The sequence below is a fragment of the Sutterella sp. genome, from assembly GCF_030539355.1.
In the GTDB taxonomy this organism is placed as follows: Bacteria; Pseudomonadota; Gammaproteobacteria; order Burkholderiales; family Burkholderiaceae_F; genus Sutterella.
This window is the reverse complement of record NZ_JAUNSF010000081.1, coordinates 1-13,693: the sequence shown is the minus strand read 5'-3', so window position 1 is coordinate 13,693 and position 13,693 is coordinate 1. Positions and strand designations below refer to the sequence as shown.

11 protein-coding genes are annotated in these 13,693 nt (G+C 65.7%); 4 read left to right on the top strand and 7 right to left on the bottom strand.

The genetic code is table 11. The features are described from left to right. From Q4F91_RS10200 to Q4F91_RS10185, 4 genes are all read left to right on the top strand, one after another. The coding region (locus tag Q4F91_RS10200; protein WP_303337368.1) for a hypothetical protein at positions 1-2,722 on the top strand (2,722 nt) is incomplete at its 5' end. 48 nt (positions 2,723-2,770) lie between these two features. Beyond that, positions 2,771-5,086 carry an autotransporter outer membrane beta-barrel domain-containing protein gene (locus Q4F91_RS10195; RefSeq protein WP_303337367.1) on the top strand — a complete coding sequence of 772 codons (2,316 nt, stop codon included), beginning with the start codon at positions 2,771-2,773 and terminating at the stop codon, positions 5,084-5,086. A gap of 14 nt (positions 5,087-5,100) precedes the next feature. Further along, positions 5,101-6,354 carry an OmpA family protein gene (locus tag Q4F91_RS10190; protein WP_303337365.1) on the top strand — a complete coding sequence of 418 codons (1,254 nt, stop codon included), beginning with the start codon at positions 5,101-5,103 and terminating at the stop codon, positions 6,352-6,354. A 126-nt stretch (positions 6,355-6,480) separates the two neighbouring features. Then, positions 6,481-7,746, top strand: a complete 1,266-nt coding sequence (locus tag Q4F91_RS10185; RefSeq protein ID WP_303337363.1) for a hydantoinase/carbamoylase family amidase — start codon at positions 6,481-6,483, stop codon at positions 7,744-7,746. A gap of 172 nt (positions 7,747-7,918) precedes the next feature. Here Q4F91_RS10185 and Q4F91_RS10180 read toward each other — a convergent pair whose 3' ends face one another. The 7 genes from Q4F91_RS10180 to Q4F91_RS10150 all read right to left on the bottom strand — a co-directional run bounded on the left by Q4F91_RS10180 (position 7,919) and on the right by Q4F91_RS10150 (position 13,578). Further along, entirely contained in the window at positions 7,919-8,593 is a 675-nt protein-coding gene (locus tag Q4F91_RS10180) for a LysE family translocator (protein WP_303337361.1), read from the bottom strand. Between the two features lie 183 nt (positions 8,594-8,776). After that, positions 8,777-9,679, bottom strand: a complete 903-nt coding sequence (locus Q4F91_RS10175; protein WP_303337359.1) for a LysR family transcriptional regulator — start codon at positions 9,677-9,679, stop codon at positions 8,777-8,779. Positions 9,680-9,810: 131 nt separating this feature from the next. Then, positions 9,811-10,731: a LysR family transcriptional regulator gene (locus Q4F91_RS10170; protein ID WP_303337357.1), complete on the bottom strand. Its 921-nt coding sequence runs from the start codon at positions 10,729-10,731 to the stop codon at positions 9,811-9,813. A 109-nt stretch (positions 10,732-10,840) separates the two neighbouring features. Continuing rightward, on the bottom strand, positions 10,841-11,074 hold the full coding sequence (locus Q4F91_RS10165; RefSeq protein ID WP_303337355.1) for a hypothetical protein: 234 nt from the start codon (positions 11,072-11,074) through the stop codon (positions 10,841-10,843). A gap of 228 nt (positions 11,075-11,302) precedes the next feature. After that, a complete protein-coding gene (locus Q4F91_RS10160) occupies positions 11,303-12,217 on the bottom strand; it encodes a LysR family transcriptional regulator (RefSeq protein ID WP_303337353.1) in 915 nt (304 codons plus the stop codon). Positions 12,218-12,254: 37 nt separating this feature from the next. Further along, complete coding sequence (locus Q4F91_RS10155) at positions 12,255-12,935, bottom strand: LysE family translocator (protein WP_303337351.1); 681 nt, start codon at positions 12,933-12,935, stop codon at positions 12,255-12,257. 7 nt (positions 12,936-12,942) lie between these two features. Then, a complete protein-coding gene (locus Q4F91_RS10150; protein ID WP_303337349.1) occupies positions 12,943-13,578 on the bottom strand; it encodes a LysE family translocator in 636 nt (211 codons plus the stop codon). Between the last annotated feature and the right edge of the window lie 115 nt (positions 13,579-13,693).

Sequence of the window (13,693 nt, the reverse complement as noted above, 5' to 3'; positions counted from 1 at the left end):
CGGTACGGCCACGAGCTACAACCAGGCGGCCGTTGTCACCTTCACCTCCGGCGAGGACTTCCTCGCCCAGGCGGTCAACGAGTCGGCCGCGGCCCTGACGGTCACGGGTCTTGACGGCACCGGCTACGGCTCGATCACCGTCAATGCCGAGGACACTCTTGAGATCGAGGCCCTGAGCGCCGGCGCGGGAACCGTCACCGGCATTGACTGGGGCGTTTCATCGACCAGTGTGTACGCCACGCTTGAGAGCACGGACGGCGACATCAAGGTAACCGCTCTCTCCGAGGGCACGTCTGCGGACGTCTACACCATCACGGGCGTTAGTCGCACGAGCGGCCAGGTCCGGATGACGACCTCGCTCACGGACAGCGTCCAGATCGTCGCCGGACTTTCGTCCTCGGATGTGACTGCCTCGGACGGGAGTTCCGTCACGGCCATCCGTACCTCGGGCTCAAGCCGAAGCCTGAATGTGAGCACGGGCAGTTTCCTCGCCCAGGCGACCAATGCCTCGAGTTCAGAGGTCACCGTCTCGGCGCTTTCCGCGACGGGCTACAACTATGTGACAGTCGCGACGAGCGGGGCGATGACATTCCTCGCCGAGAGCGCGGGCGCGGGTGATGTCACGGGCATTGACTGGAATTCCTCCTACTCATCCTCCACGCTCACGAGCACGGGTGGAGACATCACCATTTCGGCCGAGTCCACCGGAAGTGCGTCGGGTACCTACACCGTCGCCGGCTACAGGGCTTCAATAAGTTCGAGCTTCACTACAGTCACGCTCAACAGCGGCGACTACGACACGTATATTCTCGCCACCCTTTCGAATGCGAGTGCAGCGGCTTCTGCTGACAGCTCGGTCACCGCGATCGACCTCTCCGGCGGCGGCCGCATCTGGGTTGACGACGCGGATGATTTCACGGCTCTGGCGATGAATGAATCGACCGCTGCCGTGACGGTCAAGGGACTGAGCGCGGATCTCACTACGGGATATTCGACGGTGAGAATCCTCGCGGACGGAGATCTCACGATTGCTGCTCAGAGCTCCGGTGCAGGAACGGTCACGGGCATTGACTGGTATGGAGGCAATTCGTCAAGCGACATTCAGGGCGGCACCATCACAATTTCGGCTGTCTCGACCGGGACGAGTGACGGGAACTACACCGTCACAGGCCTGAATGCCACCTCCAAGACGCTCAATCTCAACAGCGGCACCGGCGACACAAGCATTGTGGCAGCCATAACGGCCGCCGGTGCGGGAAGCACCGGCAGTGTGACCGCCATTGATGCCACAGGGACTGGGTGGCCGTGGATCTACTCCGGCAAGTTCCTCGCTCAGGCGACGAATGCCTCGGCGGGTGACATCGTCGTGACCGGTATCACCAATGCCTACGGCACATACATTTATGCCAGTGATTCGCTGACGGTCACGGCGCAGAGCGCCGGCTCAGGCGATGTCACCGGCGTGACCAACTCCGCGTATGCGACGCGACTCTACAGCTCCGGCGGCGACGTTGCCGTGTCGGCTGTCGCCACAGGCTCCGCGGCCGGCAATGTCACGGGCGTGGAAGCTACCGGAGGCGGCATTTCGATAGCGAACAGCGGCTACGACACCGACATCCTTGCAAAGGTTTCCTCCGAGAATGCCGCCGGCTCAGGCAGTGTGACCGCGGTCGGTACGACAGGCACCGGCTCGGTGGGCATTGTTACGGATGCTCTCACCATCGAGGCCTCCAACGTCTCGTCCTCTGCGGGCGGGGCGGTCACCGGCGTGAGCAATGCCGCCACGACCACGGTCACGGCTGCTGGCGTGGTCTCGGTCTCGGCCGGCAGCGCCGGCTCGGGCGATGTCACGGGCATCACCAGCGCAGGTACAGCCACGATCACGAGCACGGGAGGCGACATCGGCGTCGCCGCCACGGCCTCCGGAACATCGGTCGGGAACGTCACGGGCCTTGTCGCCACGGGCGGAACCGCCACGCTCTCGAACACGGGCTGGGACACGGCTGTGCTCGCGGCTGTCTCGTCGACCGAAGCCTCCGGCACCGGCAGCGTAATCGCCGTCGGTTCCTCCGGGACCGGCCAGGTCAGCGTCACGACGGACGGATTCACGGCGCAGGCGACGAATGCCTCGGCCAATGAGATGGCTGTCACGGCGATCGAGGACGCGTACTCGATCACCGTCAACGCCGATGATCTGGTCTCGGTTCTCGCACGGAACTCGGGCTCGGGCGACGTCTACGGCATCGACTCCACGGGCACGACCCAGATCACGAGCACGGGCGGTGACATCGGCGTCTCGGCCGAGGCCGACGGAACGACAACAGGCAGCGTCACGGGCGTGGCCGCCACGGACGGCACTGTCACGTTCTCGAACGAAGGTCACGACCTTGTCGTGATCGCCGCGGCTTCAAACGAAGGAGCCTCCGGAACAGGCACCGTGGTCGCGGTCAGTGCCTCCGGCTCCGGCTCGGTCAGCGTAACGACGGACGCCTTCACGGCGCAGGCGACGAACGCCTCCACACAGGTAAGCGGTGCCGTCTCCGCGGTCCGCGCCGAGAGCGAGAGCGCCGCGGTCGCTTCGGTCACCGCCGGCGACAATATCTTGATCACGGCGCAGAGCGCCGGCTCGGGCGACGTCTCCGGCATCGACTGGAACACGTCAAGCGGCTCGGCCTCGTTCACGACGAGCTCGGGCGGCATTTCTGTTACTGCCTCCGCCTAGGGCGGCACCGCCGCCGCGGTCGATGCCTCGGGCGGCGCGGTTGATCTCTTGACCACGGGCGACGCAGGCACGGAAAGCATCACTGTTGAAGCGAGTTCGACCGGAGGCGCAGCCTACGGCATCCGTGCCAGAAAGAGCGCCGATGCGACTGACTCCGGCTCGACCGACGCCTCCGGCGAAGAATCGACGATCATGCTGCTCGCCTCCGCCGAGGACGAGATCTCCACGGCTGACGAGACCGGTGAAACGACAGCTTCGACCTCCGACACGGTCACGGCTGACACCGGCTGGCTCACCATCACGGCCACGGCCGGGGGTGAGAGCCCGGCTGTCGCCGTGCACGCCGGCGACGGCTACACGGTTGACCTGGACGCCTCCTCTGGCGCAACCGTCGCGGCCGATGACATCGCGATCATCGCGACCGGCACGGGCCAGGCGTCGCTTGAGGCCTCCGAGACCACGGGCTCGACCGTCACGGGCGGCATCGCCGTCGCGGCGGTCGGCAGCGGCGCCGCGGCGACCGTCGACACCGGCGACGGTGCAACGGTAACGGGCGACATCTACGCGGCCGACGGCGGCTCGGTGGACGTGACCCTCTACGAAGGCTCGACCTTCACGGGTCTCACGGACAACTGGAGCCAGACGGACGAGACCCTGTACACGACCTACACGGCCGAGGACCGCGATGACGCCGTGGCGGTGATCGCCGCGGCCACCGACGAGAATATCTCCGGCACGGAATCGGGCTCGATCAGCCTGAGCCTCGGCTCCGGCTCGACCTGGAACGTGACGGGCGACTCGTGGCTTGACAGCCTTGACGTCCGGAGCGCCGTGGTCGACATCAGCTACGCCACGATTCCGTCCGCTTCGAACTATCACCGCGTCACGACGAATACGCTCTCGGGCTCGGACGGCACCTTCACGATCAGCATCGATCTCGCGAACGAGTCCGCTGACAACGTGGCGACCGACCAGCTTGTCATCATCGACGGCAGCACCGAGACCGCAACCCACAAGGTCGCGATCGAGCTCGTGGGCGAGGAACCCGCGTCGGATAAGCTCCACAGTGCGAACTGGCTCATCTCCCAGATGAACGAGAGCCCGAGCTCAAGCCTCGCCTTCGAGACGACCGGTGACTACCGCACGTCGAGCACGACCGTCGCCTACGACGGCTCGACCGACTCGTGGGCGCTCAAGTTCCTCCCGGCCGACGAGGTCGAGATGATCGAGACCACGGACTGGACGACGAAGACCAACACTAACGAGGTTTCGGCCGCGTCCGAGTCCGCCGATGCGTCCGGCACAACCGAGACCGAGGCCGCGGAGGCCACCACCATCTCGGGCGAGGCCGGCAACTGGTATCTCGTCCGTATGACGGGCTCCAACGCGCCTGACACGCCTGAGACGGACACCGTCAAGAACGTCGGCACCTCGCAGGCGCAGTACCTTGCCTGGAGGGGCGATCTCTCCGACCTGAGGCAGCGTCTTGGTGAAGTCCGCTATGGCGCGCAGGACGGCGGATGGGTCAAAATCATCTATGAACGTGAACGTGCCTCCGGCCTCGCCGGCCAGGGGTACAAGGCAAAGACCTACGGCATCCACGTCGGTGCCGACGGGTTTGTAAAGAACACCGAGAACGGCTCGTGGCTCGCGGGCGGCTCTTTGAGGTTCGCGCGTGTTGATCAGAAGCATCTCGCCGAGGCCGGCAACGGCGAAGGCGAGCTCGATCAGTACTCCGCGAAACTCTACGCGACGCTCACGAGCCGTTCCGGTGCCTATGCGGACATCGTCCTCTCAGGCGGCTACTACGATCAGGACCTTGAGGGCGTGAGCAACCAGGGTCATCTCGCCAAGGCCGACTACAGCACCTACGGCGCGGGCATCTCGGTCGAGGCCGGTCACATGCTCTCCTTCGGAGAGGACGTGGACGACCGTCAGTGGTACAACCACTGGTTCCTCGAGCCGCAGCTGCAGCTTGCGTACTACTGGCTCAAGGGCAAGGACTTCAACACGACCACCGGCATGAGCGTCTCGCAGGACGACGTGCACTTCCTCACCGGGCGCGCCGGCTTCGTGCTCGGCAAGAAGTGGAACTACGGCGGCGAGGACGACCTCGACAAGCGCTTCCTGCAGGTTGCGCTGAAGGGCGGCCTCATCCACGAGTTCCTCGGCGAGCAGGACGTGACCCTGAACGATAGCTACAAGTTCCAGGCCGACATGGGCGGAACGACGTACTACTACGGCTTCACGGGTGACTGGGAGTTCGCACGGTCGCAGAAGTTCTACCTGACGATCGAGCAGGAGCGCGGCAGCGACTACCGCAAGGATCTCGGCGTCCGCTTCGGCTACCGCAACGCGTTCTGAGGGAGGTGAGGAAAATGAGAAAGCACATTCTTTTCGCCGCTCTCAGTCTTGCGCTCGCGCAGATGGCCCCGGCCCAGGAGGTCGATCTCGAGAAATGCCGTCCGGCGACGGACTCCTTCGAGGCGATCGTTGACGTGTCGGGCTCGATGATGAAGCCGCAGCCCGACCGCAGGAAGTCGAAGTATCCGGATCAGGCGGAGGCGCACGAGAACGCCTCGGAGGAGCTCGCCCTCACGGCGGAGCCCGCCGCCGAGGAACCTCAGTCCGAATCCCGGCAGGAATCCCAGGCTGCTAAGGAAGAGGAGACCGAGCCCGACGACGAGGCGAAGATCGCCAAGGCGAAGCGGTTCCTCCTGAAGCTCAGCGAGGACGCGGACATGTCGATCCGCTCCGGACTCTTCACGATGGGGCCCTTCACGGTGCAGCTGCCCTCCGAGATCCGCGAGAAGGAGCCCTACGCCGAGCGCGTGGAGGAACTCCCCGAGGACCTCGAGACGATCGGCCGCATGACGTGGCTCGGCCAGCGCGCGAGGCGTCACCTCTCGAACGCCGAGGGCGGCAGCCGTGCGCTGCTCCTTATCACCGACGGCGCCTTCACGACCTGGAAGATGGACGAGAAGCAGAACCCGACGACGGTCTTCAAGGAGTTCCGCGAGGCCAATCCCGGCAACACGATCTACTTCCTCTCGCTCGCCGACAACGACAAGATCCGCGAGGACGCGGAGGCCGTGATCGGCGCGAAGGCGATTGACCTGAACGAAGTCCTCGAGAAGGAGGAGGTCTACCGCGAGCTCGTGCGTCAGATCTTCAGAAGTGACTGCCCGCCGGTCGTCGTGCCTCCGCAGATGATCGAGCTCCACGGCATCGTCTTCGACTTCGACAAGCATTACCTCACGGCCGAGTCGCAGCAGATCCTCGACGACGCGCTCGCGCTCATCGCGGCGCTCCCCGAGAACGTGCCGATCGAGATCCGCGGCTGGACCGACTGGTGCGGCTCCGACGAATACAACGCGGGCCTTTCGCAGCGCCGTGCGAACTCGGTGAGGAAGTACTTCATCGATCACGGCATCGCCGCGGAGCGTCTCACCGCGACCGGCCACGGCAAGTCCTTCACCTATGACAACCGCAACTCGCACGGCCGTCACCGCAACCGCAAGGTCGAGCTCGTGATCGGCGCCTACGAGTCGATCCCGTGGGGCACCGAGGCAGAGAAGGAGGCCGAGCGCGAACGCATGCGGCGGAAGCTCAACGCGCATCCGCAGCAGTGATCCATCTCTGTTTCGTTGACAAGCGGGAGTTCCTTCTTCGAGGGGCTCCCGCTTTTCTTCAGCGGCCGGGCCCGGATGGGTGTAGAAATCCGGAAGCAACCAACATTTCCCTTTGGGAGACCATTCATGACCCAGCCCGACTTCAATGAGATCTGCGCCCGCGAGGCCGAGCGCATCTTCGCCGACGTCTTTGCGCTCTCGCGCTCCGAGGGCGGGAGGCGGGGCGTGACGCGCCTCGGCTACACCGCTGCCGAGGACGCCGTGATGGCTTATCTCACCGAGGAGGGCCGGCGGCTCGGGCTCGAGATCGAGACCGACCCCGCGGGGAACGTCTGGATGACGCTCCCCGGCGAGAACCGCACGCTCCCCGCGCTCGCCGCCGGCAGCCACACCGACAGCGTGCTCGACGGCGGCAACTACGACGGGCTCGCCGGCATCTGCGCGGCGCTCGCGCCGGTCTGGTGGCTCCGAGCCCAGGGGAAGAAGCTGCGCCGCGACTACCGGGTGCTCCTCATCCGCAGCGAGGAGCAGGGCCTCATCGGCACGACGGGTATTCTCGGGGAGCTCAAATCGGAGGATCTGGAGCGGCGCTTCATCGAAGGCGGCCCGACATTGGGCGAAGCGCTCGCGGCGCACGGCATCGACCCCGCGCCCCTGATGGGAGGGGAGCCCCTCATTGATCTCGGGGGAATCGCGGCCTTCTTCGAAGCGCACATCGAGCAGCGTGACGTGCTCGACAGATCTCCTGATCTGCGGGTCGGCATCGTGACGGGCATCCGCGGCGTGCGCGTGCACCGCAGGATCGCCGCGAAGGGCGTCACCGCCCACGCGGGGGCGGTCGAGTACGCGGAGCGCCATGACGCGGTCGCGGCCTGCGCGCGCTTCATCTCGCGCATGTACGACCACTGGACGCGCGCGGTGGCGCGCGGCGAGGACCTCGTCTTCACGACAGGCGGCATCCGCACGCCCGACACGGCGATCTTCAACAAGATCTCGGGCGAGTGCGAGATGACGCTCGACATGCGCTCGCTCGACCAGGCGACCTTCGACCGGTTCTCGGCTCTCATCGACCGCGAGCTCGCGGACATCGCCCTCGAGATGGGCGTCGCGTTCGAGGCCGACCCGCCGGTGCTCCTCCCCTGCAACCGCTGCGACGCGGCGCTGATGCAGCGGCTTCACAAGGCTGCGGAGAGCCTCGGAACCGGAGTGCGCGAGATGGCGTCGGGCGCGACGCACGACGCGGCGAACTTCGGCGGCGCGGGCGTGCCCTACGCGATGCTCTTCATAGCCAACCAGAACGGCTCGCACAACCCCGATGAGGCAATGCGCACCGATGACTTCGTCGCCGCCGCGGCGGTGATGACGCGGGCGATCGAGCAGTTCGACGCCTGAGGTTTCTTCTCTTCAGAAATGAAGAGAAGCCGTACGCTTCGTGCCCTCGATCAGGAAGTCTCTCCCTTGAAGTGCTTTCGGCCGCACCCAAAGCATCCTGATCGAAAGAGAAGCGTACGGCCTCGCCTTCCGCGGAAACCGGATTGTCTTTTCCCCGATTCCCCGGCGGGAATCAGGCGCTCTTCTCCATTATGTGCACTGCAGTGTCCCAGAGCACCGAGGCCGCAAGGAGCGCGAAGAGCGTCGCGCAGATGCGGTTCATGATCATGGACGCGCGCTCACCCTTGAGGAACCGCCTCGCCTTCACTACTGTGAAGCTCCAGAGAACGTGGCCGAGGAAGACCACGACGCCGAAGACAGTCGTGAGGATCATCGCCTGCGAGGTGTAGCTTCCCTGCGGGTCGATGAACTGCGGCAGCAGCGAGAGCACGTACACGTAAAGCATCGGGTTCGTGCCCTGGAGCAGCGCGGCCGTGCAGAAGATCTCGCGGTTCACCGACTTCGTCCTTTTCGCGTCCGGAGCCTCGAGCGCCTGCGTCTCGTCGAGCTTCGAGAAGTCCGTGGGCTTCGCGGTCCAGCTTCTCCAGCCGAGCCAGAGAAGCAGCAGCGCCGAGCACGTCTGGAGCGCCGAGAAGAGCACGGGCGAGGCGGTGATCACCGCCCCGAGGCCCGCCGCACAGACATACGCAATCAGCGTCGCGCCGATGCAGTTGCCGGCGGGCGAGGCGAAGACATGCCGTGCCCCGTGCCTCAGTGCGTTCGAGATGGTGCAGAGCACACCGGCGCCGGGCGTGAGCACCGTCGCGATCGTGATGAAGAGGAAGACGGAGAAGTTCTGCGTGGTCATTTTGTTTTTTTGGGACAGCGCTTCACCGGAGGTGCCGGCCTGGAGGAGCTTTTGGAATCCCGGAGGGGTTCCTGACGGACGCCTCCGGTGAAGCGCTGTTCAGTGACAGGAAGTCTATGGGTGGAGATGAAAGGAAAATCTTTGGGAGGAACGAGGAATTTCCGTGAACCCGGGCGTGTTCCGTCAGGCCTGCAAGTTCATCAGGAGCTCGAGCGCACGGTCGCGCAGCGTGCATTCGGCCGACGAGTCCCAGGCGACCGAGAGCGTGATGAAGGGATGGGATTCCCTCAGCTTCACGACGCGCACCGAGGGCGGGAGCATCGAGCGGAAGCTCTCCGGGACGATCGCCACGCCCTCGCCGCAGCCGACGATGCCGAGCTGCGTGACGATCGAGGGAGCGGTCGCGACGACGTTCGGACGGATGCCGTTGCGCTTGAGGAACACCTCGATCTTCTTGACGTAATTGCGGCTCACGGCCGGGTCGATCGCGACCCACTTCTCGCTCCTGAAGGCCGGGAGCGTCGACTCCTTCGATTCGGAGAGCGGATGGTCGGCGGGAACGGCGATCACCGGCGATTCGGTCAAGAGCGTCTTCATGCGGATGCGCTCGTCGCCGAAGAGATCGAAGCGCCCGATCGCGAGGTCGATGTGTTTGGCGAGCAATTCCTCCTCGGCGTCGGAGCTGTCGAGGTTCTCGGTGTGCAGCTCCATCGCGGGGAGCTTCCAGGAGACCTCGGCGCGGAGCGCGGGCATGACGCGCAGCATCGCCTCGAACACACAGCCCACGCGGATCACCTGCGGGTTCTCCGCGCAGATCTGCGAGGCCTGGTCGGTGAAGTCCGCGGCGGTCTGGGCGAAGGCCTGGATGCGCGGCAGCAGCGCCTTGGCGGTCTCGGTGGGCGTCGCCCCGCGCGGCGTGCGGTTGAGGAGCTCGACGCCGAGGTCCTGCTCGAGGAGGTTGATCTGCTCGGCGAGCGCGGGCTGGGTGAGGCCGAGGTTGCGCGCGGCGCGCGAGAGGCTTCCCGCCGTGATCACCTCAAGGAGAAGGTGACACTGGCGCAGAAGCCGGAAATCAATTCGGGGCATCGTTTCTGCAGCTTCGGATGGTGAAGGACCGCACATCTCCCTTCAAGGGGAGGGCGGTCCTGTGGTTGGTCTGCAGAAAGTCTAGAGACTTGAGTGGTAGGAAAAACCTTTCGCTGACAACGGTTTTTCCGCTAATGCACGCTCTTTTTCGCGTCGCACACCCGCCAGAGGGTGTCGAGGGTGCGCCCGAGGCTTTCGCTCGAGCGCTCCGTCATCCAGGCCGCGGAGAGGGTGAGGATGGCTCCCGCCTCCTTGACTCTGACCGCGCGCACCGTGGGCGGGAGCACCGCGAGGAAGCTTTCGGGCGCGAGCGCGATGCCCTCGCCCGCGCCGACGAGCCCGATCTCGATGCTGATCGACTCGGCGGTCTGCGTGATGTTCGGGCGGATGGCGTGCCGGCGCAGGAACGCCTCGAGGCGCCGGCAGTAGTAGCGGCTCGTCGTGCGGTCGATGACGACCCAGGGCTCGGCCGCGGTGTCGGCGATCGAGACCTCCTCGAGCCGCGCGAAGGGGTGCCCGGCCGGGACGACGAGCACCGGACACTCGTCCATGAGCGCCCTCGAGCGGATCCGCTCGTCGGTGAACTTCTCGAAGTGTCCGATCGCGAGGTCGATGCGGTTCTCGATCAGCGCCTCCTCGGCGTCCGAGCTGTCGATGTCGATGACGCGCAGCCCGAGTCCCGGGTGCGCGGCCGTGAGCTCGGCGCGGAGCTGCGGGATGAGCGAGAGCGTGGACTCGTAGACCGCGCCCACGCGGAGCCGCTCGCTCGCGGACGAGCAGATCACGCGCACGCGCTCGGTGAACTCCCCCGCGGCCCGCGTGAAGTCAAGAATCTCCCGCATGAGCTCGATGCACTTCTCGGTCGGGGTCGTGCCGCGCGGCGTGCGGTAGAGGAGCGCCACGCCGAGCTCGGCCTCGAGCTGCCGGATCTGCTCGGTGAGCGCGGGGAGCGTGAGCCCGACCTTCCTCGAGGCGCGCGAGAGACTTCCCGCGTCAATCACTTCGGCGAGGAGATGACACTGGCGGAGCAGGCGGAAATCGATGTCGGGCATGGTCGGGGCACCTGAAACGGACATGACAAAGACGGGCGGCCGCACCCGAAGGGCGACCGTCCGCATTGTGACACGGCGGTTTTCAGCGGACCTTACGGAAGCCCGATGTTCAGAGAACTGCGAGCAGCTGCGGTCCGACGCAGGAGAGGGCGAGCAGCGCGAAGATGCCGCCGCAGATCTGGTTGATGCGCTCCTTCGTGAAGACGACGCGCTTCAGGAAGACGGAGGCGAAACGGCCGAAGGCCTTCGCGGCAAGAAGAATGAGGAGAATCTGTCCGACGCGGGTGCGGATGGCGGCGACAAGGGCCGAGAGACGCGGGACGAGGGCGAGAACCTGGTACATGAGAGCTTCATCTCTGTGAACAGGGCACCTCCGGAGAGCGGACTTCACTTTTTTCGAAGGCTTCGGAGGACCCGGCCGGGAGTCCGCGCATATTGGCGCGGCCAAGAGAATGTTCCCGGGACGCGAATAAGGAAAACTCCTTATCCGTCCGGGCAGTCTACTCAGAAGCGCTACAGGAGAAATTTTGATCAGCGCGAAGTTTTTCCTTGAGCTGAAAGAAAAATTTTTTCAGGCTTTTCCGGGGCTCTGGCGCATCAGGATCGCGAGCACGCGGTCTCGGGTCTCGGACTCGCGGGAGTTGTCCCAGGCGGCCGAGAGCGTGATGAGAGGCTGCGCGTCCGTGAGGTCGAGCGCGCTCACGCCGGGCGGGAGCACCGAGCGGAAGGTCTCGGGGACGAGCGCGACGCCCTCGCCGCAGGCGACGAGCCCGAGCTGCGAGAGGATCGAGGGGGCGGTCTGCGAGATCTCCGGGCGGATGCCGTGGCGCTTGAGGAACACCTCGAGCTTCTTCACGTAGTTGCGGGAGACCGAGTCCTCGATCGCCACCCATTTCTCGTGCCGGAACTCGTCGAGCGTCGTCTCTCCCGTTCCGGCAAGCGGATGCGACTCGGGGACGGCGAGCACCGGGCGCTCCGAGAGGAGCGACTTCATCATGATGCGCTCGTCAACGAAGAGGTCGAAGAAGCCGATCGCGATGTCGATGCGGCGGGCGAGGAGCGCCTCCTCGGCGTCCGAGCTGTCGAGGTACGCCGTGCGCAGATCCATCGTGGGGAAGCGCTTCGCGAGCGTGCGCTTCAGTTCCGGCACCGTCCGCAGCATCGCCTCGAAGATGACGCCGATGCGGATCACCTCGTTGCCTTCGCTGCAGATGCGCGCGGCCTGGTCGGTGAAGTCGGTGGCGAGCGTGGAGAACTCGCGGATGCGGGGCAAGAGCGCCATCGCCGTCTCGGTGGGGGTGACGCCCCTCGTCGTGCGGTAGATGAGCTCGGCGCCGAGCTCCTGCTCGAGAAGGTTGATCTGCTCGGCGAGCGCGGGCTGCGTGAGTCCGAGCTTCTTCGCCGCGCGGCTCATGCTCCCCGCGTCGATGATCTCCGCGAGGAGGTGGTACTGCCTGAGCAGCCTGAAGTCGAGACGATTGGACATGAGAGGGACCTCCACGAGGACGAGGCGGAATGTCTTTCTATGCTACGCGCGCGAGCGCGGGCATGAGGGTGCGGAAGGCGTCAAAAAGAACCGAGACCGCGAGGAGCACGAAGATTGCGCCGCAGACGCGGTTGAGGACGAGCGCGGCCTTCCGGCCCGAGAGGAAGCGGCGGGCCCAGGCGGCCGCGGCGCTCCAGACGAGGTGCCCGAGGAGCACGATCACGCCGAAGATCGTGGCGAGAATGAGCGCGGTGCGCGTGAAGTCCGCCTCGGGCGCGATGAACTGCGGCAGCAGCGACAGCATGTAGACGTAGATCGTCGGGTTCGTCGCCTGGATGAGCACCGCAGGGATGAAGATCGAGCGGTCAACGGCTCGCCTTGACTTCGCGGCCTCCTCGGGGGAGCGCGCCGTTTCGGCGGCGATCGCGGCGATGTCGACGGGCTCGGCGCGCCAGGTGGAGATGCCGAGCCAGATGAGGAGCGCCGCGCAGACCACCGTGAGGAGCGCGTAGAGAAGGGGCGAGGCGGCGACGACGGCGCCGAGCCCCGCCGCGCAGATCCACGCGATCACCGTCGCGCCGATCGTGGTCCCGACGGGCGAGGCCCAGATGTGCCTCGGGCCGTGCCGCAGCGCGCAGGTGACGGTCCAGACCACGGCCGATCCGGGGGCGAGGACGGCGAGCACCGTGACGAAGAGGAAGAGCGGCAGATCCTGCATTGCGGTTTTATCCCATCATTCTCGAGACGGCCTGCACGATGACCGAGATTCCGAAGAAGGCGAAGAGGGCGCCGGAGATGCGGTTCAGCATCACCGAGGCGCGCGGGCTCGCGAGGAACTTCCGCGCCCAGGCCGCCGCATAGCTGTAGGCGAAGTGAATGACGATGCCGCAGCCGGCGAAGATGCCGAGCAGCACCGCCATGCGCTCGGCGTACACGTCGTCGGGCCCGATGAACTGCGGGAGGAGCGAGAGCAGATACACGAAGAGCATCGGGTTCGTGAGCTGCAGCAGGTACGCCTGCACGAAGAGCGTGAGCCCCTGCGTCTTCGTCCGCTCGATCTTCGTGTCCTCGTGAAAGACCGTCGCCCGGGCGTGCCAGCTTCTCCAGCCGAGGTAGAGCAGGAGCGCCGCCGAGACGAACTGCATCACCGTGAAGAGCACCGGGGAGGCGGTGAGCACGGCTCCGAGCCCCACCGCGCACAGCACCCCGATCGTGAAGGAGCCGAGGACGTTGCCGAGCGGGGCCTGCCAGGCCGTGCCGGGACCGCCCTGCAGCGCCGACGCGATCGTGCAGAGCACGCCCGCGCCGGGCGTGAGGACGGTGATGAAGGTGATGGCGAAGAAGACGGAGAGATCGTTCATAACGCACCGCGGGGACGGCAGTTTTTCGGGGCGAACTTTCAGTCTAGACGCGGCCGGACGGATCGCAAATCGGCGTTTTCGAGCATTGCGGTCCGTCCGTGGCGAGGATGCCTAG